The 20,649-nt window shown below is 71.4% G+C and carries 15 protein-coding genes, 1 pseudogene and 1 riboswitch; of the genes and pseudogenes, 10 read left to right on the top strand and 6 right to left on the bottom strand.

Annotated features, from left to right (window positions below; genetic code table 11):
* Positions 1–424: 424 nt before the first annotated feature.
* Positions 425–1,624 carry an MFS transporter gene (locus ACO1BR_RS35020; protein WP_426799146.1) on the bottom strand — a complete coding sequence of 400 codons (1,200 nt, stop codon included), beginning with the start codon at positions 1,622–1,624 and terminating at the stop codon, positions 425–427.
* Positions 1,625–2,339: 715 nt separating this feature from the next.
* Here ACO1BR_RS35020 and ACO1BR_RS35015 point away from each other — a divergent pair.
* From ACO1BR_RS35015 to ACO1BR_RS35005, 3 genes and pseudogenes are all read left to right on the top strand, one after another.
* A complete protein-coding gene (locus ACO1BR_RS35015) occupies positions 2,340–3,284 on the top strand; it encodes an ornithine cyclodeaminase family protein (protein WP_426799145.1) in 945 nt (314 codons plus the stop codon).
* A 649-nt stretch (positions 3,285–3,933) separates the two neighbouring features.
* A pseudogene (gene asnB / locus ACO1BR_RS35010) lies at positions 3,934–5,867 on the top strand (asparagine synthase (glutamine-hydrolyzing)).
* 66 nt (positions 5,868–5,933) lie between these two features.
* The gene (locus tag ACO1BR_RS35005; protein ID WP_426799144.1) at positions 5,934–6,362 is read left to right on the top strand and encodes a MarR family winged helix-turn-helix transcriptional regulator; all 429 of its coding nucleotides are present in this window, start codon (positions 5,934–5,936) and stop codon (positions 6,360–6,362) included.
* Between the two features lie 133 nt (positions 6,363–6,495).
* Here ACO1BR_RS35005 and ACO1BR_RS35000 read toward each other — a convergent pair whose 3' ends face one another.
* Positions 6,496–6,996, bottom strand: a complete 501-nt coding sequence (locus tag ACO1BR_RS35000; protein ID WP_426799143.1) for a hypothetical protein — start codon at positions 6,994–6,996, stop codon at positions 6,496–6,498.
* A gap of 346 nt (positions 6,997–7,342) precedes the next feature.
* A riboswitch (M-box (ykoK) riboswitch) is annotated at positions 7,343–7,516 on the top strand.
* Between the two features lie 406 nt (positions 7,517–7,922).
* Here ACO1BR_RS35000 and ACO1BR_RS34995 point away from each other — a divergent pair.
* The 4 genes from ACO1BR_RS34995 (at position 7,923) to ACO1BR_RS34980 (ending at position 11,331) form a co-directional block, all read left to right on the top strand.
* A complete protein-coding gene (locus tag ACO1BR_RS34995) occupies positions 7,923–8,363 on the top strand; it encodes a hypothetical protein (protein ID WP_426799142.1) in 441 nt (146 codons plus the stop codon).
* 23 nt (positions 8,364–8,386) lie between these two features.
* On the top strand, positions 8,387–8,725 hold the full coding sequence (locus tag ACO1BR_RS34990) for a hypothetical protein (protein ID WP_426799141.1): 339 nt from the start codon (positions 8,387–8,389) through the stop codon (positions 8,723–8,725).
* 282 nt (positions 8,726–9,007) lie between these two features.
* The gene (locus ACO1BR_RS34985) at positions 9,008–9,574 is read left to right on the top strand and encodes a TIGR03086 family metal-binding protein (RefSeq protein ID WP_426799140.1); all 567 of its coding nucleotides are present in this window, start codon (positions 9,008–9,010) and stop codon (positions 9,572–9,574) included.
* Between the two features lie 365 nt (positions 9,575–9,939).
* Positions 9,940–11,331 carry an ABC transporter substrate-binding protein gene (locus ACO1BR_RS34980; protein WP_426799139.1) on the top strand — a complete coding sequence of 464 codons (1,392 nt, stop codon included), beginning with the start codon at positions 9,940–9,942 and terminating at the stop codon, positions 11,329–11,331.
* Between the two features lie 81 nt (positions 11,332–11,412).
* Here ACO1BR_RS34980 and ACO1BR_RS34975 read toward each other — a convergent pair whose 3' ends face one another.
* The gene (locus tag ACO1BR_RS34975; RefSeq protein WP_426799138.1) at positions 11,413–12,654 is read right to left on the bottom strand and encodes a hypothetical protein; all 1,242 of its coding nucleotides are present in this window, start codon (positions 12,652–12,654) and stop codon (positions 11,413–11,415) included.
* Between the two features lie 286 nt (positions 12,655–12,940).
* Here ACO1BR_RS34975 and putP point away from each other — a divergent pair, with 286 nt between their 5' ends.
* The gene (gene putP / locus ACO1BR_RS34970; RefSeq protein WP_426799137.1) at positions 12,941–14,530 is read left to right on the top strand and encodes a sodium/proline symporter PutP; all 1,590 of its coding nucleotides are present in this window, start codon (positions 12,941–12,943) and stop codon (positions 14,528–14,530) included.
* Between the two features lie 372 nt (positions 14,531–14,902).
* On the opposite strand, the gene ACO1BR_RS34965 is transcribed toward putP, so the two are convergent.
* Positions 14,903–15,319 (bottom strand): hypothetical protein, encoded by a 417-nt coding sequence (locus ACO1BR_RS34965; protein WP_426799136.1) that lies wholly within the window; start codon positions 15,317–15,319, stop codon positions 14,903–14,905.
* 400 nt (positions 15,320–15,719) lie between these two features.
* Here ACO1BR_RS34965 and ACO1BR_RS34960 point away from each other — a divergent pair, with 400 nt between their 5' ends.
* Positions 15,720–16,868, top strand: coding sequence for an AfsR/SARP family transcriptional regulator (locus ACO1BR_RS34960; protein WP_426799135.1), 1,149 nt, complete (start codon positions 15,720–15,722; stop codon positions 16,866–16,868).
* 29 nt (positions 16,869–16,897) lie between these two features.
* Here ACO1BR_RS34960 and ACO1BR_RS34955 read toward each other — a convergent pair whose 3' ends face one another.
* Complete coding sequence (locus ACO1BR_RS34955) at positions 16,898–18,760, bottom strand: choice-of-anchor C family protein (protein ID WP_426799134.1); 1,863 nt, start codon at positions 18,758–18,760, stop codon at positions 16,898–16,900.
* A 271-nt stretch (positions 18,761–19,031) separates the two neighbouring features.
* Positions 19,032–19,655, bottom strand: coding sequence for a response regulator transcription factor (locus ACO1BR_RS34950; protein ID WP_426799133.1), 624 nt, complete (start codon positions 19,653–19,655; stop codon positions 19,032–19,034).
* Between the two features lie 289 nt (positions 19,656–19,944).
* On the opposite strand from ACO1BR_RS34950, the gene ACO1BR_RS34945 reads away from it, so the two are divergent.
* Positions 19,945–20,583 (top strand): choice-of-anchor C family protein, encoded by a 639-nt coding sequence (locus ACO1BR_RS34945; protein WP_426799132.1) that lies wholly within the window; start codon positions 19,945–19,947, stop codon positions 20,581–20,583.
* The last annotated feature ends 66 nt before the right edge of the window (positions 20,584–20,649 follow it).

The following is a 20,649-nucleotide window of genomic DNA, read 5'->3' as shown; positions in this document are numbered from 1 at the left end:
TAGGGCACACGGGGTTCGGTTCGTGTGCCGACGGGGTGCATTACCGGTATTCGAGGACCATCCGCGCAGCGATATTGCCGAGGTGGAAGCCACGGCACCCGTTGCGGAGTTTCGGCGACGATGACGTTGCGCAGCTCACGGGTCGGCCTTGTGCCGAGGACGCCGCGAAGGGTCGGATCGCCGACATGGACGTTGTGCCCGAGTGGCTCACGCAACATGGTCCGTCCGACCCTCGCGACGTCGGTCAGAACGCAGGAGAGCGAAGCGGACAGCACCCGTACTCGCCATGACGGCTGCCGGTGCGGCCGGTGCTGCGGTGCGGCGGGAACCTCCTCATCGGCACCATTCACAGCCGCGTCGCCGTCCGCCTTCCCGGCATTTCGCGTGCTCGGCTCCCCCGTACCCGGCGGACCGCTGCCTGGGGTTACGGGTTCGGAAGGGCCTTTGCGGCCCGTGTCGCCTTCACCGCAGGCAGCAGCCGCTCGGCGAGCAGTAACGCGCAGGCCCCGGTGGTCAGCAGCCCGCCCATGAGGAAGGTGCCCCGCACGCCGGCGAGCGGCAGGGCCAGTGCCCCCAGCGCGGCGCCCGCCGCGATACCGGCGTTGTAGACACCGGAGTTGGCTGCGAGTGCGAGATCCGTGCGGCCCGGTGCGGAGCGCAGCATCTCGTTCTGGGTGGCCATGAACACCGGCCCGAGCGCACCGCCCATCAGCAGCAGGAACACCACCGCCGCCACCGGATCGGTACCGGCCGCGGACAGTCCGAGCATGCCCGCCGCCTGCGTGGCCACGGCAGTGGTCAGCGTGTGGTGCGGAACGCGGTCCAGCAGCGCCCCGGTGATGCTCACCCCGGCCAGGCACGCGACGCCGAAGGCCACGAGCAGGGCACCGACCGTGTTCTGGGAGAACCCGCTCACGTCGCCCAGGAACTTGACGATGTAGGTGAATCCCGCGAACGCCCCGGTTGCCGACAGGGCCCCGGCCGCCAGCACGGTTCCGAACCGGCGGGCGTCGGGGTGGGTTCCGTAGGCGGCGTGCCCTTCTTCCGGGCGCGACGTCGGCAGCAGGACCGCGATCGTCACGAGGGAGACGAGCCCCAGACCCGCCTGCGCCGCGAGTGGCACCGGCCAGTCGCTCTGCTGCCCCAGCCAGGTCCCGGCTGGGACGCCGAGTACGAGGGCGAGCGAGCCGGCGACGGACAGCGCGCCGACCACATGCCCGCGCGCCTCGGGCCGGAACAGGCCCACCGCGGCCGGCCCCATCACGGCCCAGAACAGCGCCTGCGCGAGCGCGGTCAGCAGCCGCGCCGCAAGCAGCACCCAGTAGGAGGTGGCCAGCGCCGCGGCCAGACTGGACACGACGAGCGCGGCCAGCAGTCCCGTGAGCACGTGGCGCCGGGGCAGGGCCCGCGTGAGGTGGGCCAGCGGCAGGGACGCCACGGCGACCGTCACACCGTAACCGGTGACCAGGTAGCCGACCGCCGGCACCGACACCCGCAGGCCCTGGGAGATGAGTTCCAGGAGGCCGACCGGAAGGTTCTCCGCGGTGTTGAAGGTGAAGGCGGCCAGCATCAGGGCCGCGAGCACCGCCGACCTGCACCATGGGGCTGGTTGTGTCGTGACCATACGGCCCCTACTTCCCGTCTTCGCTCGTCGTGCCTGTGCCGATCGCACCGCCACCGAACCGCTTTCCCCGTACACGCGGTGCCGCCGGTACGGGCCCGTCACCGTGCGGCCGGTCACCAGCAGACGGGAACGCACAACGGGACGGCAACTGGTTAACGGGTGACGGGCGATGGTGGCGGTCGCCGTACCCTCACCTGGCCGGTGTGTGCGCGAGCCGGTGTCGTTGGCCCGGCTCTCGGCTCCACGCCCGCCACCGAGTGGCGGACGGGCTTGGGTGGTCGGCGTACTCGGATGGATCGACCCGTGTGGGATACGCACCTTGCGTCGCCTGGTCGTTGAGCGCGTGTCGTGGGCGGCTGTCACAGCTGGTTGGCAACGCGGTCGAGGTGGTAGCGGCGGCCGTACGGTGAACCGACACCATGTGTCGCCTGCGACCTTTGCGATCGACCGGCCTGTCAACTGCCGTATCTCATAGTGGAGTTGATGGATACCTACCTTGGGCGGGCGGGGAACGGTCGAAGGACCAGTAGGGGACGAGGGCGAGGCGCACTCGGCCGGTGGTGCGGGGCCGCCGGTGGTGCGGGGCCGCCGGGGCTGCGGCGCCGCCGCAGCGCGATGGGAGGAGCGCCCCGCGGGCGCTCTCCTCCTTTCCGCCCGCGCTCCGGTGCGTCGAAGATCACGCATCCCCGCACCGGGCCGGGGCAGACTCGGCGGTATGAGCGCCACATCCCCGGTCCCCCACCTGCCCCGGAGCATCGACGAGTCCGGTCTGCTGCACGCACTCCCGATGGCCGCGGCCATCGACGCACTCCGCGCCGCGCTGCGCGACGGGCCGGACCCCGAAACCGATCCGCCGCGCACCATCGTGCCCGTCGAGCACGGTCAGTTGCTCCTGATGCCCGCACACCGGAGCCGCTACGCGGGCGTCAAGGTGGCCACCGTCGCCCCGGACAACCCGGCCGCCGGACTCCCCCGCGTCCAGGGCCAGTACCTGCTCTTCGATGCCGCGACCCTCACCCCGGTCGCGTTGCTCGACGGGATCACGCTGACCACCGTGCGCACCTCGGCCGTCTCGGCCCTCGCCGCCGATCTGCTCGCCGTCCCCGAGGCCGGGCGCCTGGTGGTGTTCGGCACCGGTCCGCAGGCCCGCGGCCACCTGGACGCGCTGCGCGCGGTGCGTCCGCTCACCCACGTGACCGTCGTGGGACGCACCACCGCGCACGTCGAGCGGTTCGTCGGGGCGGCCCGCCGGGACACCGGCCTCACCGTCGAGGCCGGTGACCCGTCCGCGATCGCCGGCGCCGATCTCGTGGCCTGCTGCACCACCGCCCGTACCCCGCTGTTCGACGGCGCGCTGCTCCCGCCGCACGCCGCGGTGACCGCGGTCGGCTCCCACGAGCGCGGCAGCCGCGAGGTGGACGGCCGCACCGTCCTGGGCAGCACCGTCGTGGTCGAGTCCCGGGCCGCCGCGGCCCGCGAAGCCGGTGACCTCATCCCGGAACTGGAGAGCGGCCGGCTCGCCCCGGAGGCGCTGGTGACGCTCGCCGATCTGGCCGCCGGGGCCGCCTCTGCGGACCCGGACCGCCCTCGCCTCTTCAAGAGCGTCGGCATGGCCTGGGAGGACCTCGCGGTCGCGGGCGCGGCGTACGAAGCCACCTGACGGCGCGCGCAACGGCCGCTCCGGAAGCCCGGGTGCGATGCCGGGGTCGCCCTGCCGGTGGGCGTGACCTCGGCGGATGCCCGAGGCGCCGATAACCGATGTCCCGTGGCCCGAGATGGGGAGTGCGTGACCGGGGACGGACAGCGATGTGACGGAGGGGGCGGCGCCCGGGACGGCTTCGGCGGTGGCCGGTCAGGGGCTGTCGCGGTTGATGACGGAGGGTGTGGGTGGTGGGGGGCGATCGTGCGGCCCCTCGCCGTTCTGGCGCTGCCGGGCACCGGCGTCACGCTGCCTGCCGGTAAAGCCTCTCCCCCGTTCCCGTGGGGCGGTCCGCGCGCGGTCCGAGCCGCCCGGCGCTCTCTCTCACCGCGAACCCGCAGTTCAGAGCCGGTGCGCCGGCTGTCGCCTCCCCTGTGCCGCACGCCGCGGCGCGTCCGTGTGCGCCCCGTCCCGTGTTACGCCCCGGTTGACGCGACCTACCTCCGAGGCGCACTCTCATTACATAGGTGCTCGATACAACAGACTCTGGTGGAGCAGGTCGGGCGACCGCTCATCGGCGTTGCCCGCCCCTCCCGGCCCCGGCTGCCGCGGCATCTCGCGCCGGCCCGCTGCGTCGGCGGCCCCAGGGTTCGGAGCAGGAGGACATGGCATGTGCGGCATCACCGGCTGGATTTCCTTCGACCGCGACCTGCGCTCCGAGCAGGCGACCGTGGACGCGATGACCGAGACGATGGCCTGCCGCGGTCCCGACGACCGCGGCACCTGGGTACAGGGGCCCGCCGCACTCGGCCACCGGCGCCTGGCCATCATCGATCTGCCCGGCGGACGTCAGCCGATGACNACCGCGCCACCTGGGTACAGGGGCCCGCCGCACTCGGCCACCGGCGCCTGGCCATCATCGATCTGCCCGGCGGACGTCAGCCGATGACCGCCGAGCGCCCCGACGGCAGCCAGGTCGTCATCGTCTACTCCGGTGAGACCTACAACTTCGGCGAGCTGCGCGGCGAACTGACGGGCAGGGGCCACCGCTTCACCACCGACTCCGACACCGAAGTGGTGCTGCACGGCTATCTGGAGTGGGGTGAAGCGGTCGCCGAACACCTCAACGGGATGTTCGCGTTCGCCGTCTGGGACGAGCAGCGCCGGCGGCTGGTGATGATCCGCGACCGGATGGGCATCAAGCCGTTCTACTACTACCCCACCGCCGACGGCGTGCTGTTCGGCTCCGAGCCCAAGGCCATCCTCGCCAACCCGCTCGCCGAGCGGCGGATCGGGCTGGACGGCCTGCGCGAACTGTTCGCCTTCGTCAAGACGCCCGGGCACGCCGTGTGGGACGGCATGCACGAGGTCGAGCCGGGCACCGTGGTCACCGTCGACGCCGACGGGCTGCGCCGGCACGTCTACTGGTCACTGCGGACCCGGGCGCACCAGGACGACCGCGAGACCTCGGTCGGGCACGTCCGTACGCTGCTCGACGACATCGTCCGACGCCAGCTGGTCTCCGACGTACCGCGCTGCACCCTGCTGTCGGGAGGGCTGGACTCCTCGGCGATGACCGCACTGGCGGCGCGTCAACTGGCCGACGTGGGCGAGACGGTGCGGAGCTTCGCCGTCGATTTCGTCGGCCAGACGGAGAACTTCGTCGCCGACGACCTGCGCGCCACACCCGACACGCCCTATGTGCACGACGTGGCCCGGCTCGCCGGGACCCGGCACCAGGACATCGTGCTGGACTCCGCCGCCCTGGCCGACCTCGACGTCCGCGCGAAGGTGCTGCGCGCCCGCGACCTCCCGATGGGCTTCGGCGACATGGACGCCTCCCTCTACCTGCTGTTCAAGGCCATCCGGGAGCACTCGACGGTGGCGCTGTCCGGCGAGTCGGCCGACGAGGTCTTCGGCGGGTACAAGCAGTTCTTCGACGAGGAGGCCCGCACGGCCGACACCTTCCCCTGGCTCGTCCGCTTCGCCCAGCACTTCGGCGACGACGGGAACATCCTCACCTCCGACGTCACCGGCGCCCTCGACCTCGGCACCTACATCCAGGACGGCTACGACCGCGCCGTCAAGGACGTCGAACGGCTCGACGGGGAGAGTGACTTCGAGTTCCGGATGCGGAAGATCTGCTACCTGCACCTGACGCGCTTCGTCCGGATCCTCCTGGACCGCAAGGACCGGGCGAGCATGGCCGTCGGGCTGGAGGTGCGGGTCCCGTTCTGCGACCACCGCCTGGTCGAGTACGTCTACAACACCCCGTGGTCCCTGAAGTCCTTCGACGGACGGGAGAAGAGCCTGCTGCGCGAGGCCACCGCCGACGTGCTGCCCCGGTCGGTGTACGACAGGGTGAAGAGCCCGTACCCCTCCACCCAGGACCCGCAGTACGCGGTCGCACTCCAGCAGCATGCCAAGGACCTCCTGGCGCGCCCCTCGCACCAGGTCTTCGACCTCGTCGACCGCGACTGGCTCAAGCGCGCGGCGGACCACGCGGCGCCGCAGATCACCCAGGCGTCACGGCGCGGCCTCGAACGGACCCTGGACCTGGCCCTGTGGTTGGAGATGTACTCCCCCGCCATTACGCTCTCCTGATCCACGACGGCCCTGAGCAGGGATCAGTCGCGGATTCGGTCCGGTACGGCAGGTGATGGGTGAGCGATGACGATCGGTGACGACGCGGCGCTGCAACTGGTGATCTCGCTGCACCGGCTCACCCGGAGCCTGCGCAGATCCGCCACCGCGGGCAGCGTCCAGCTGACCCACATCGCCGTACTGGCGCTGCTCACCCAGCGCGGACCGTCCCGGATCGGGGAGATCGCGCAGTGGGTGCCCTGCTCCCAACCGACCGTCACCGCCGCGGTCCTGGGCCTGGAGTCGGCGGGCCTGGTACGCCGGGAAGCCGATCCGAAGGACCGGCGCGCCAGCCGGGTCCTGCTCACCGAGCAGGGCACGGCGGCGCTGGCGGACGTCGCCCGCGGTGAGGCACAGGTGCTCGCCCGGCGCCTCACCGCGCTCCGGCCGGACGAGATCCGCCGGCTCATCGAGGTCGAGCCGCTGCTGCGCCGACTCGCGGAGGCCGGGGACTGAGCAGGCCCGCATCGAGACGCCGACCGACGGCGTCACCGCACCGGCGGTGACAGCCCGGGGAGCGCAGGCCGGATGGGCCGATGACAGCCGCGGACCGACCCCGGCGCGCCTTGGGCCGCGGCAGGAGGTCCCGTCAGTCGTCCGGGTCCTCTCCCCCCGGCTCACTACCGGGGGCCGCATCGATGACCGGTACCGGTTCCAGACCGACCTTCTCGGCGATCCGGGTCAGCAGCACATCCTGTGCGGCGAGGTGGCTTTGCAGGTGCGCCACCTCGTGCAGGGTCGCGCTCGCATCGTGGAAGGTCGCTTCGGAGCGCCGGTCCGAAGCGGCGGCCTGCACGTTCTGGCCGACCATGATGACGGACAACAGGACCAGTTGCAGGAACGTCTGCGCCACCCAGGCCACGATGGCCGACGCCCCGGCCCTGATCGCGTCCGGCAGGCTGATCAGATCGAACAGCGCGAACGCGTAGGCACACCACATACTGCCGACGGCCCGGGTGATCACGATCGCGATCCTGGTGTTGAACCGGGTGAGCGCGTTGTCCTGGGGAAGCTGATCGCTGACCTTCACCGGTCCGTGGGCGTGCCGTGAAGCGATGTGCGGGTGCGGCACGTGCTGGTAGATCGTCATGGCCTGCCATCCTTCGAGGGGCGGTGCCCCGGTCGGTGTTCCGGCCACGACGGGGGCGGCGGCCGAAGCGGGCCGTAGGAGCATGCGGCCGGCCAACGCCGGCCCCGGAAAGCCGAGTCGGCGGACCGTGGCGACCCCGCGAGTGCCCCCTGCTCCGCCCGCACTGCCCTCTCTACCCACAACACCTGTCCCCAGAGCCCGAGTTCCGTCAGGATTGGGCAAGGTTGGAGGTCGGTCCCTGTGTGAGGATGGCATGGCGCATGTGTCAAGGCTGTCGTCAAAGTCGCGTCAAGCAGTTGCGTCTCCACGCAAGTATGCCGGTAGTCTCTGAGCGTTCGAGAAATGTGAGGCACCTCGTTCGGTGAGGCGTCTTCACGGACACAGGCCACTGACCCCACGACGTCGAGAGACGCCCAGGTTCAGGACAGGTCTCCCCGGCCTAAGGGGTGACCCCAAGTGGCTTTCCCGGTACGGGGATTACGCCGTGGAGTGCCAAAGCTCTGACGAGTTGGGGTGAACCGGTCGGATGACTGGTGCGCTCTTTGCCGTGTCCGTTCGGCGCCCGCGTGCGCCCCGGCCGGGAGGAGGCGAGAGACATGGACGGCCATTGCAGTAGTCCGGGCCACAGTCGGCCCCGTATCCGTATGTCTGCTCCGACCTCCGGTACGCGGTAACCACCTCCCCTGCGCCTTCCCGCACCCTGCCCAGACACCCGTACGGCCACCGGCCGTCCCGGGTCGCCGTGCTGCGCGCTCGCAGGGGGCAACGCGGCGTAGCCCGACCTCCCCCGCCGGGAGACCCGGGAGGCTTCCATGGCCGAACAGGACCGACGCGTCCGGAAGCAGCTCGACGCCCCGCACCAGGCGGCCCGACCATGGCCACCCCACCACCACAGCCACACCCCACGACGGAGAGGAGGCGCCGCCATGGCCTTTCCGAACGCCCTGCTGCGTGCCGGCGTCCAACGACTCATCGACCGCACCCCGCCATCCGCCACCGACCCCACCGTCCTGGCGACCGTCCATACCCGCTGCGACCCGGACGCGGAACCCCAGGTCAGAGCCTGGCTCTCCCATGCCCTCCAAGCCCAGGGCGTGGAGGCCGGCGAGACCCGTGTGCTGGCCGCCGAGCCGGACGCCGTACTCCTGGAGGCACACTTCACGACCACCGGACCCGTCACGGCACCACTGGGCCAACTGATCGCCCATGTCTGGCTGCACCCCGCCGTCCACGAACTCCACTGGCACCTGGACACCACCGTCCCCCGCCAGGCCGACACCGTCCCCGTCCCCGCAGCCCTTAGCGCCCGCGCAGGGCTCGCACCGACCGCCACGGAACCCAACCACCCACCGGCCACATCCTGTTGACCCAGCAGCTCGGAGGTGCCCGCATGAAACTCCGGCTTCGCCGGCGCCCCCGGCGCACGACGGCCGTGGTGCGCCCGGTGCCGACGCACTGCGCGCTCCAGGCCGTGTGCGACCGCCGCGTCGAGAAGAAGGTACGGGCTCTGTGCTTTCTCGCGTTCGCGCACACCGGAACGCGGCTGCACAGCCTGCACACCGTCGAACCGGACGGCAGCGTCCATGTGCTCCTGCGGCTGACGCTCACCCCGGACAGCCCCGCCGCCGCTGCCCTGGAACGGCTGGTCGTCCAGCTGACGCGCGAACCCCAGGTGCGTGAGCTGCACTGGCACCTGCACACCGACAAGACCCCACCGACCACACCCTGACCGGGCGATCAGGAGCCGGCGATGGACCGACGAGCCCCGGCAACCCGCCTGCACGTGAGCGGACTTCGCACCGCCCCGCCCACCGGACGGTCTGGAAGTCCGTCCGGTGGTGGGGCCTTCTGACCGTGCCCGTTCCCGTTGCGGACACAATCTGTCCGCGAGGGATGGCACTCTCCCGTTGCAGGCGCATCCGCGTGTGCTGCGCGCAGACGGTGACCAGCGATCCTCGCGGCGCATCTGCCGCGCAGGCCCCTGGCCCCGTCCCATTGGAGAGGCACCCCCATGTCCCAGGACATCCACCTGCTCGACCAGGCCCTGCACCACACCACCCGCCTGCTGGGCAACGTCACCCCGGCTCAGTACGGACAGCCCACCCCGTGCGATGACTTCGACGTACGGGCCCTGGCCAACCACCTGATCGCCGGCAACCCCTACTACGTCGCCCTCGCTCAAGGCGGCGCCCCCGACTTCTCCCTCTTCGCCCAGGACCACATCGGCGACCGGCAGCCCTGCGACGTCTACGCCCAGGGCGCGAAGACGGTCCTGGCCGCCTGGCGTACCGCAGGGGCGTTGGATCGCCGCATGCCTCTGCCCGACGGCGGCTTGGGCCCGCGGGTCGCCGACATACAGCTGCTGGAGGCGGTGCTGCACGGCTGGGACCTGGCCACCGCCACGGGCCAGGACCGTACCGGCGACCCGGACGCAGTCCACGCCGTCCAGGAGCGCTGGTACGGCAACTGGCCCGACGAAGTCCGCGGCCGGAACGGCCTGTTCGCCTCACCCGAGCCCGCCCCCGACGGCGCGCCGGCCCTCGACCGGATCGCCGCGTACTTCGGCCGCAGCGTCTGACCCACACGCATTCCGCCGTCGTTCCCACGGATTTCACCGGAGTCCAGGACCTCCGCCGCCGCCCGATCGTCCGCAGGAGTCGCCCGAACAGTCGCCTCAACGGCCGTTTCCGGCAGCGCCCGACGGGACGACGCTGTAGGGGCGCGGCTGAGGGGCGACCTCAGAGGGGGCGACCGCGCCGTGCGCCGTCGCCCCCGCCCCGGGTTCCGTCCCTCTCCCCCGAAGGGGACGGCCTGGTCTGCCCGTTTGTGGTTGGGTGAACGGGCAGACCTTCTCAAGGCCGCCCCGGCCCTCTTCCCACCCCGTACAGACGAAGAGGGCCGGGGCGGCCGCCACCAGGTGGCCGGACAGAGGAGCCGATCAGGTTGATCCGAACCGTTCGCAGAGAACTCCGGGTACGCAGTGCGGTTGCGGCGTTAGCGGCCGCGGCGTTACTTGCGGGGTGTGCCGGCGCCGGTGGCATCGGTGGTTCGTCCGGGGAGCATGTCCTCAACGTGCTGATGGTGAACAACCCACAGATGCTGGAGGTGCAGAAGCTCACGGCCGAGCATTTCACCGAACAGACCGGCATCAAGGTGAATTTCACCGTGCTGCCGGAGAACGACGTCCGGGAGAAGATCAGCCAGGACCTCTCCAGTCCGGCCGGGATGTACGACGTCGCCACCATCAGCAACTACGAGGTGCCGTTCTACGCCAAGAACCAATGGCTGCTGCCGCTGAACGGGCGCGCGGCGAAGGACACCGCGTTCGATCAGGCCGACATTCTCGCGCCCATGAGGGATTCGCTGACCGCGGACGACGGCAGGCTCTACGCCGAACCGTTCTACGGGGAGTCGTCCTTCCTGATGTACCGCAAGGACGTCTTCGCCGCCAAAGGGCTGACCATGCCGGCGCATCCCACCTGGCAGCAGGTCGCTGATCTGGCGGCCAGGGCCGACGGCGCGCAGCCCGGTATGAAGGGCATCTGCCTGCGGGGGCAGCCGGGTTGGGGCGAGCTGATCGCTCCGCTCACCACCGTCGTCAACACCTTCGGTGGAACGTGGTTCACCAAGGACTGGGAGGCGCAACTCAGCTCCTCCGCCTTCGCATCCGCCACCGGCTTCTACGTCGACCTCGTCCGGAAGCACGGCGAGTCCCGCGCCGCCGAGTCCGGGTACGCCGAGTGCCTCAACGACTTCACCCACGGCGGGACCGCGATGTGGTACGACTCCACGGCCGCGGCCGGCTCTCTGGAGGCGGCGGACTCCCCGCTGAAGGGCAAGATCGGCTACGCGCCTGCCCCGGTCGAGAAGACGACCGCCGACACCACCGGCAGGACCACCGGCTCAGGCTGGCTCTACACCTGGGCCTGGGGCGTGCGGAAGACATCCGCACGGCCCGACGACGCCTGGCGGTTCCTCTCCTGGGCCTCGGGCAAGCAGTACCAGCAGTTGGTCGGGCGGACCAGCGGATGGGCCAACGTGCCGGCCGGCACCCGCGCCTCCACCTACGTCAACCCCGAATACCGCGCCGCGGCATCCGCGTTCGCCGATGTCGCCCGCAAGGCGATCACCAGCACCGACCCCCGGAACCCCGGCCGCCAGCCACGGCCGACGATCGGCATCCAGTTTGTCGGCATCCCGGAGTTCGCCGATCTCGGCACCAAGGTTTCCTACGAGATCAGCAACGCCATCGCCGGAGCCGAGACCGTGGACCAGGCCCTGGACCGCTCGCAGGAACTGGCCGAGAAGGTCGCCCAGCCGTACCGGAAGCGCTGAGCGCTCCTGGGACCCCACCGCCCCAACAGCCCCCGCGGCGGACCGCTCACGGGCCGGCGACACCGGCCCGCAACGGCCTGCTCACCGGGACCGCGTGGCATTGCCGCCGGTTGCCGCGGTGAGCTTCAGCAGGTCGTGAACGGCCGCCGCGAGGCACGCGATACGCCAGACGCCGTCCTCGGGGTCGGATGCGGCGGTGCTGGTCGCGCCGACGGTGATCCGCACGATCACGCATTCCAGGTGCTCCCGTGCCTCCCGGTGCTTCCGGGGTTCCCGCCGTTCGCCGTACGACGAGGTGGGCGGCTCCGGGTCGTGAGCCCTGGTGATGAGTTGGCGGGCGATGCCGACGAGCTGGGCGAGGTAGTGGTCCAGCGTGGTCGGATGCGGGACGAGGCGGGCCTTCCACCAGGACTGGGCCACCCGGACGACCTCGCGCACGCGCATGTCCCCCAGGTCCACCGGCCCACTGGGATAGGGCAGTTGGGCGAACGCACGAGCCCGGACGATCATCTCTGTCCCCGCGTGGGGGTGCCCCGGTCGCACGATGGGCCGCTGCCCCGGGTAGCAGGTCAGGGTTCCGTCGTCGATGAGGAGTCGGATCGCGGCGGCGATCGGGGGGTCGGCGGAGACCAGATTGCGGGCGAGTACCTGCCTCATCGGCAGCGCCGTCCCCGGGGCGTACGCGCCCGCGGCGACCAACTCCCGTAGCCACTCAGCGATCTGCCGCGGGCGATCGGTGCCGCCGGGGCCGGTGACGCGGGCGCGGCCGGCGGCGCTCAGCTCGACGACGTTCCTCTCGGCCAGGTCGAGGAGAGCGAGTTTCACGCTGTCGACGGGGAGCTGCCGGTCTGCCGCGATCCTGGCCGGGCTGAGCGGCGCACCGGTCAGGTAGCGGCCGTCCTCGATGGCCTCGGCGATCCGTGCCGCGACATCCGCGACCGGAACACAGGGCGGTTCGGTATCGCGCAAGGTGCGCAGCAGGTCACGGGCGTTCCCGGCCAGTTGCACGAGGCCGAGGAACGAGGGGCACCCCGCCGGCTGGGCGGGCCGGGCGGCGGACTCGATGAGTCCGTCCCACCGCGCCTGATCTGCCGTCGAGCCCGCTGCCGCCCGGCGGCGTTGCCTGGCCAGCGGCAGCCACTGATCCGTGATGTGCCATGTCTTCTCGTAGCCCCTGGCAACCGCGGCGGGCGAGACGCCGGCTCGGGGGCCGTCGATTCTGCCGAGACGCATGAGGTCGCTGGTGAGAGCACGGCGCGCGGTGTCCGGTGCGGGCGGACGATCGCCGCCGTCGGGTGTCTGCTCGCGGCTTGACTTCGTCATGGAGACTCCTGGGAGGTTCACCGCACGGCATCGCCGTGTTGCGCGGTGCGTCAGATGCTCACGTCCGGCTCTCCGGTACGCAGCCCCCATGAGGGCGGTCCTTCGGGCAGCCGTGTTGCGCGAAAGTACTCCCGCCCGCGGGCTGCCCAAGGGACGGGCGCTCTCCTAAAGTCCTGGAATCGCGGAGTGCGGCAATCTCCACGATGTGTCGACACACTTCCCGACCAGGACCCGACGAAGGTTCGGCGCACACCGGCCGGGACCGGTCTTCGCCGACGGAGAAAAGATGAGATTGCAGCTCACGCAGATGGTGCCGGTCATGCTCGTCTTCGGGACCTTCTTCCTCGTGATGATCGTCTTCGGCATCGCGGTGTACGAGGAGACCCAGACCTTCACCGACTTCGCCCTCGGCGGCCGGCGGCTCAACGCCTTCATCGCCGCACTGTCCGCCGAGGCCAGCGATATGTCCGGCTGGCTGTTTCTCGGCCTGCCCGGTGCCGTGTACGCGGCGGGGATCGGTGCCACGTGGATCGCGGTCGGACTGGTCATCGGTACCTACCTCAACTGGCGGCTGGTCGCGCCCCGTTTGCGCATCTACACCCAGCTCGCGGGCAACTCCGTGACGCTCTCGGCGTACCTGGAAGAACGGTTCGAGGACGACAGCAGGGTGTTGCGCACCGTCTCGGCGGCGGTCACCGTCGTGTTCTTCACCGTCTACGTGGCGAGCGGCTTCGTCGCGGGCGGCATGCTGGTCGGTCAACTCTTCGGCACCGGCTTCGAGTTCGGCCTCACTGTCTTCGCCGTGGTGATGGTCACCTATTCCGTGCTGGGCGGCTTCCGCGCCGTGAGCACCTCGCACTCGGTACAAGGCGCCCTGATGGTCCTCGGGGCGTTCGCCCTCCCCGCGATCGGGATCTGGCGGCTCGGCGGCCTCGGCTCACTGCGCCAGGCGCTCGTCGCCAAGACCCCGTCACTGCTCGACATGAGCACCCAGGCAGGCTTTGCCGGCGGCCAGTGGGGCGCCGGCAAACCCCTCGGCGCCATCGCGGTGGTCTCCATGCTCGCCTGGGGGCTCGGCTACTTCGGGCAGCCCCACATCCTGGCCCGCTTCATGGGCATCAGCAGCACCGACGACATCCCCGCGGCCCGGCGGATCGGTGTGAGCTGGGTGATCGTCGCCCTGGCCGGTACCAGTCTCGCCGGACTCGTCGCGATCGCCCAACTTCACCACCCGCTCTCCAACCCGGAGTTGGCCTACATCGCCCTGTCCGCGCAGCTGTCCAACCCATGGGTCACCGGCGTTCTGCTGGTGGCCGTACTCGCCGCGATCAAGTCCACCGCGGACAGCCAACTGCTGGTGTCGGCGACGTCCCTCTCCGAGGACTTCTTCCGTGCGTTCCTCAACCGGCGGGTCTCGGACACCGCGCTCGTGTGGGTGGCCCGCGGGACGGTGGTCGGCGTCGCACTGGTCGCCTATGTGATCGCGCTCAGCGGCGGCGGCGTACTGGACATCGTCGCCTACGCCTGGGCCGGTTTCGGCTCCGCCTTCGGCCCGGTGCTCCTGCTGTCGCTCTACTGGCCGCGGATGACGAAAGCCGGGGCCATGGCCGGCATCGTGACGGGTGCGCTCACCGTGGCGCTCTGGAAGTACATCGACCCGCTGCTCGGCCCGTTCCGGACCGGTGTCTACGCGATGGTGCCGGGGGTGCTGGCCGCCACGGCCGCCGCGTGCCTCTTCGGCGCCTTCGTCGGCCGCCCTCCGCGACGTACCTGGGGCGGCATGCGGCGGAAGGGCGGCAGGCCGGAGGGGAGCATCCTCCGTACCGCCACGGCGGGTTGGCCGCCGAGTGCGCGAGGAACCCACAGACGGCACTGAGAGGTCGGCGGGGGACGCGCAGCGGACGTGCCGCTGCCCGGCGTACGGGACTGCTCGCCTGCGGGCGGTGCCACGTCCCGTACGACGGTGTGTTGGGGCTACGGCATTCGGTGACGTGTTGGGCGCCCCGGGCGGCAAGGCAACCGCGCCGTGATCGTCGCATCCTCGGCGCCGGACGTCGGTCCCGCGTCACCGGCGCCACCAGCAGGCGGCTCGACCCGTGGCTGGACCGCTCGGCAGGGAGCCGCCCCGTGCCTCTTGCCCTGTGGAGGTCGGGGAAGAGGCACGGGACGACCTTCCGGTCCGCCCGCTTGCGGGCGGACCAACCGCCCCCGGGGGTGTGGGACGGCGCTTGGGGGCGCTCCCGGCACCTCAGGTGGCGAGCCGCGCGGAGGTACCGGGAGCGCCAGGAGGCCCGATCACACCCTCGACGGCCACTCTCAGTGCCCGCACATCGGTGATCAGCCGGCCCTCGACCGGACGGATCCGCCAGTGCAGCCCGGGACCCGCCGCCCGGTGCAGCGGCGGCACCACCAGGTACTGGGTCGTGCCGAGCGGGCGGGTGTGTGCGACATCCCAACCAGCGGCTGCGCCCGCGGCGATGAACCAGTAGAGGGCGGACTCACGGGGATCCTCGACCACGGCGGCGCTGCGCCCGCCGAGGACGGCCAGGCAGCGCACACCCACGCTGCGGGGTACGCGGACGGCGTCCCAGTCGACGCCGGCCGCGAGTAACGAGCAGTCCACCGCGGTCGGCAGGGCGGGTGGCGGGGAGGTCACAAGACGCACAGCGGATCGTCCTCTCACCGACGCGGCCTCGCTGGACCGGTGTCTGGTAGGGCCTGTTCGACGTCGTCGGCGCCCGGTCACCACTTCTCCGCGGTCACCGGACCGCGCCGACCGGGCGTCTCACTACATCTTCGGCGACCGGGCGCTGCCTCCGCAGCGGTCGGCGGAACGGTCCAAGGGGTGGCACGGCCGCCCGAAAGTGCGCCCGCCCGCCGGCTGTCGGCGACCGGTCCCGCGCCTAGAGTCGACGTCCGACGGCCGTAGCACCGCACCATCCGGCGCCGGTCGGCCGACGCCGCGCCGACACCGGAAAAAATCTTGGAGTTCTGCCGTCATAGGGCGGCGCTTCGCGCCACTTATAGGCGTGGATACCAACTGTCATGCGCTCCAGCCCCCAGAGATGAGTGCCGCCGCACCTGAGCCCGCCGCGGACGGACCCGGATACCACCTGGTCGGCGAGGGAGCCGATCACCGCTCCACCGAACCTGAACCGACCGACGTGCCCACGGTCGACGTCGGACTCTGGCTGCTCGGGATCGCCCTGCGTCTGATCCAGGGGGCCGAGGCGGCCGATGCCCATGCACCGGATGCCCGTGAACCCCGTGCCGATGAACCTGATGCCGATGCGCGTCCCGCGGCGGCCCGACGCCTGCTGTCCGTGCTCGACGCCGACGGCCGGCCGACGGCCCTCGAATCCGGCGCCCGCCCCCACCAGCACCGTGGGAGCACACCGACCGCCCTCGCCTCCGCCACCGGCAGGCGACGGCCGCAGACAAGGGCCGCCACGCACCGTGCGGAACGCACGCCCCGTGTAGCGATCTGGTGCTTCGGCGGATTCCGTATGGCGATCGGGGATCGGATCGTCGACTGGATGAAGATCCGTCCCCGCGCTCGTGCCGCGATGCGTCTGCTCGCCATGCGCGCAGGCCGGCCGATCCACAAGGAGGCGCTGATCGAGGCACTGTGGCCGGATGCCCCACTCTCTTCGGCCACGGCGAACCTGCAGGTGGCCATCTCCAGCCTGCGGGGTCTGCTGGAGCCGGACCGGGAGCGCCGTAAGCCACAGCTGGTGGTCCGCACCGGCGACGCGTACCTGCTCAATCTGCCTGCCGACTCCTACCTCGACACCCTCGCGTTCCAGACCGCGCTCACCCGGAGCAGGCGGGCGAGCGCGGTCGGGGACACCGACTCGGCTGTGGCGGACCTGCGGGACGCGCTCGCCTCCTACAGCGGTGAGCTGCTTCCCGAGGACGGCCCCGCCGAGTGGCTCCAGCACGACCGGGAGATGTACCGGCGGCAGGCGGCCGACGCGGCCGCGGAGCTGGCCGCCGCGGAACTCGCCGCCGGCAACCCTCGGGATGCGGTGGTCGCAGCCGAGAAGTGCCTGGTCATCGACGCCTTCCACGACACGGGGTGGCAGCTGCTGGTGAGGGCCTACCGGCGTCTCGGCGCGCCCGCCGCCGCCGAGCGGGCCCGCCGCCGGTACGCCGCGATGCTCGCGTCGCTCGGCATCGACACCGACGGCCCCGGCCTTGCCAACGGCTACTGACCGGGCGGCGCGCCGTGGCGTCCCGTCGCCTATGTGTTGACGATCCTGACACCGTCGATCTCCGGCCCGCACCGGCTGCCGGGATCGGTGGTGCTGGTGAACCGCAGCGTGGTCCGGTCACCCTGCGCGGTGAACCGTACGGTCTCGATCCGCCACCCCATGTCCGATGCCGAACGCCCCGTGGTGTCGAAGGAGAAGTCCCGGGCCACCGCGTCGACTTGGACTCGGAGTGTCTTGACGGCCGGGGCGCAGGTGACGTTGCCCGCGAGGTAGAAGCTGACCGTGTACGGGCGGCCGGCCGTGGTGGTGAAGGTCTGGGCGATCGCCCCGTTGATGGCGCCGGGCGGATCGCCGTTCAGGTCGATCGACTGCTGGCCTTCCGCCGCCCGCAGGGCGTCCGAGCGGACCAGGTTCACGGAGTTCTGGACGACCTGCCACGGCCCGATGGCCTGACCCGCGCGGTACACGACCACCGGGGCTCCGGCGGCCGGCGACTCGAAGTCTCCGTCGGCCAGCGGCGAAGCAGGCGTCGGCTCGGACGAGTTGGTGGGAGATGTCGGGGGTACGGGGCGTGCCGGGGGTGCGGAAGGCGCCGCGGGGGTGGTCGCTCCGTCGGCTCCGGTACCGGAGGTGCCTTCGGGGGTCTCCTTCACCGGGCCGGGCGTCGGCCGGACCGGCCGGCTGCCCGACGGGGACCCCGTCGGCGGGGAAGGTGCCGGGCCGGACGGCATCGGCCGTCCCGACGAGGGGGCGGGCGTAGGCGTCGCGACGGGCGCCCTGCCCTGCGTACGGGGGCGTGCAGGGTCCTCGGGCGCCAGGGTCAGCGCGGCGGCCAGGGTCACGACGGTGAGGCCGGCGACCACCGCGAGGGTGACGACGACGGCGCCGGGGGCCGAGCTCCCCGCGCCTCCGCCGCGTGGTGACAGTCCTGCTTCGCCGCCGTCGTCGACGTGGTGCCCGCTGTCCGGGCGTTGCCCGTCCGGGCTCTCCGGTCCGTCCGCCTGCTCCTGTGCCGGTCCGCTCTCCGTTCCCTCCGCCGTCCCGTCCGGTGACGCCTCGACCAGCGAGGCGAAGTACCCGGCGAACACCGGTCCCAGGAGCAAGGGAGCCACAAAGGCGCGCAGTCGGCCGGAGACCTCGCGCAGCTCCAGCAGGAGTCGGGGACAGCGGTCGCACTCATCGAGGTGTTCCTCGACGCGGCGCCGCTCGCGCGGCCCCAGGGAGCCGCGCAGATAGGCGGCCAGTTTCCCGGCGCACCTGCGGCACTCCCGTGCCATCTCCTGCTCGGAGAGATGCGCCTGGAGGTACTCCTTGCGCAGCCCTTCGCGGGCGCGGCAGGCCAGTGCGGCAACCGCGTTGGCGGACAGCCCCAACCGGGGCGCCACCTGCGCGGGGCTCTCCCCCTCCACTTCGGTGTGCCACAGCACGGTCTGCCACCGCTCGGGCAGCGCGGCGAACGCGCGCCCGATCAGCGACGCCTCCAACTCGGCCAGCACCGGATCCTCGAAGGGGAGCAACGGGGCGTAGACCTCCACCTCCGGCGTGGGCGTGGCGCGCCGCTCCCGCACCACGTCGCAAGCGGCAAGCCGGCGGACCACGGTCAGCACGTACGGGCGGAAGGCCCGCTGCGGGCCGCCGCCGGCCCGGATCGCGCCGAGCACCTGGGCGAACCCCTCGGAGGCGAGGTCCTCGGCATCCGCCGGACTGGACGCATAGCAACCGGCCAACCGGCGGGCCGACGCGAAGTGCCGCTCGTAGAGCACCACGAAGGACGCGTCGTCCCCGCCCCGGGCGCGCACGACGAGTTCGGCGTCGGACCGCTCCGTCGATGCCCCCTGCCCCTTCTCCGGCTCCCCAAGGTCTCCGGTCCCCTGTCTCGGAACCCTTGTCATCGCCGTTCACCCCTCAACCGCGCCACCTTCGTTCCCGCCGGCGCACGCACCGGCCTCAGCCGCGTTCATCGACACCAGGGGCAGAAACCTTAGTCACCGAGCGCAGCGTTGTTCGCCGGTCCGGAGCTTTTTCCTCCGTCCGGCGAACCTTCCTGCCCCAAAGGGCAGTTGACGGGAATTCAGTGGTCCCGGGATGCCCCGGGATGCACGTCCGACCTCCGCGCGGCCGACCTCCGCGCGGCCGTCGTCGGATCCGGCATCGGATCAGGCATCAGATCAGGCCGTGCCGGATCGCGTAGGCGACGGCATGGCAGCGGTTGCGGAGTTGGAAGCGGATCTGGATGTCGTGCAGGACCTGCTTCACCGTTCGCGGCGAGTACGCGAGCCTGGTGGCGACCTCGGCGGTGTCGAACCCGTCGGCGACCAGCCGCAGCACCTCCGACTCCCGCTCCGTGAGGTTGTTGAAGGTCAGCCCGCGGGGCCCCAGCACCTGCCGCTGTGCGCGGCCGACCTGGCCGAGCAGCCGGCCCAGCAGGTCCGGTGGTACGGCGCCCTCCCCCGCGGCAGCCGAGCGGACCACCGTGACCAGCCGCTCGGGGGTGGCCTCGCCACGCCGGACCACCCCGACCACCCCCACCTCCGCCGCGGTCACCAGCTCGGACTCGTCGATCTCCGTGGTGACCAGCACCAGCCTCGCCTTGCTCGCCTGGCCGACTGACCGCAGGACCTTCAGACTGTGTTCGCTCACTCCGGCCGTGACGACAAGGACCACCTTCGCCTCGTCCAGGTCCGTGTCGGCAACCACCTGCACCTCTGGCCTCGGTCTGAGCGCGCCGACCACCCCGACCTGCGAAATCGGGTCATCCGCGCGGACACACACCGGAATCCGGTCCATCCATGCTCCTCAACGCGCACCTCGACGCCGGCATTGGTGCGGCGCCCCGTGAGACAAGGATCCGGAACCCGCTGACCCACCACTCAACGTGGACTTAACACGCGGTCGCCGCAGCCGGGGCACCCGAACGTCGGGGCAAAGGCGCCCAAACGGCCGCCCTGGTAACCCTGTTCGGCGCCGATCGACACGGCCGACTCTGGGGTGAGCGAACTGGCCCTGCCACCTGGCAGCAGCCATCCGCACCGACGTTCAGGCACATCGCTGCACAGCGATCATCCGAGAGGACCCCATGCGAACCCTGCTCATCCCTGCCACCGCCTTCACGGCCGTCGCTCTTCTCGCCGGTACCGGCACCGCGACGGCGGCCCCGGCACACAGCGGCACCCAGGCGAGCCGCCCGGCCGCGTCACCGGCCGCCGTCAGCCACTTCGACGACGGCAGCTTCGAATACCCGGCGGTGAAGCCGAAGTCCTTCGACGAATACGCGGCCGGGCAGTCCATCGGCCCGTGGAAGGTCACCAGTGGGACGGTCGACCTGATCGGCGCCGGCTACTGGGACGCGGCGGAAGGAGACCAGTCCCTCGACCTCAACGGCAACGACCCGGGGGCCGTGGCCCAGACCTTCGCCACCACCCCCGGCACCACGTACACGGTCAGCTACTCACTCGCCGGCAACCCCCAACTCGACCACCGCCCGGCCATGAAGACGGGCAAGGTCCTCATCGACGGGCAGAACGTCCAGGACTTCTCCTTCGACGTCACCGGCAAGTCGGAGACGAACATGGGCTACGTGCGGCGGCAGGTGACCTTCGTCGCACGCGGCACCTCCACGACCCTGGGCTTCGCCAGCACCACTCCCCACAGCCCCACCGGACCGGTCATCGACGACGTCACGGTCGAGCACTGCAAGCCCTCCTGCTGTAACTGACGCTGAACCGGGCACCGGGCCTCGCGAGGCCCAGTGCCCGGCCCCCATCCTCACCGTTCGACGTCG

Origin of the sequence: Streptomyces sp. YGL11-2 (assembly GCF_050054615.1) — a bacterium.
GTDB lineage: Bacteria > Actinomycetota > Actinomycetes > Streptomycetales > Streptomycetaceae > Streptomyces.
Note: the sequence above shows the minus strand (reverse complement) of the source record. Positions and strands in the feature narration are given on the sequence as shown.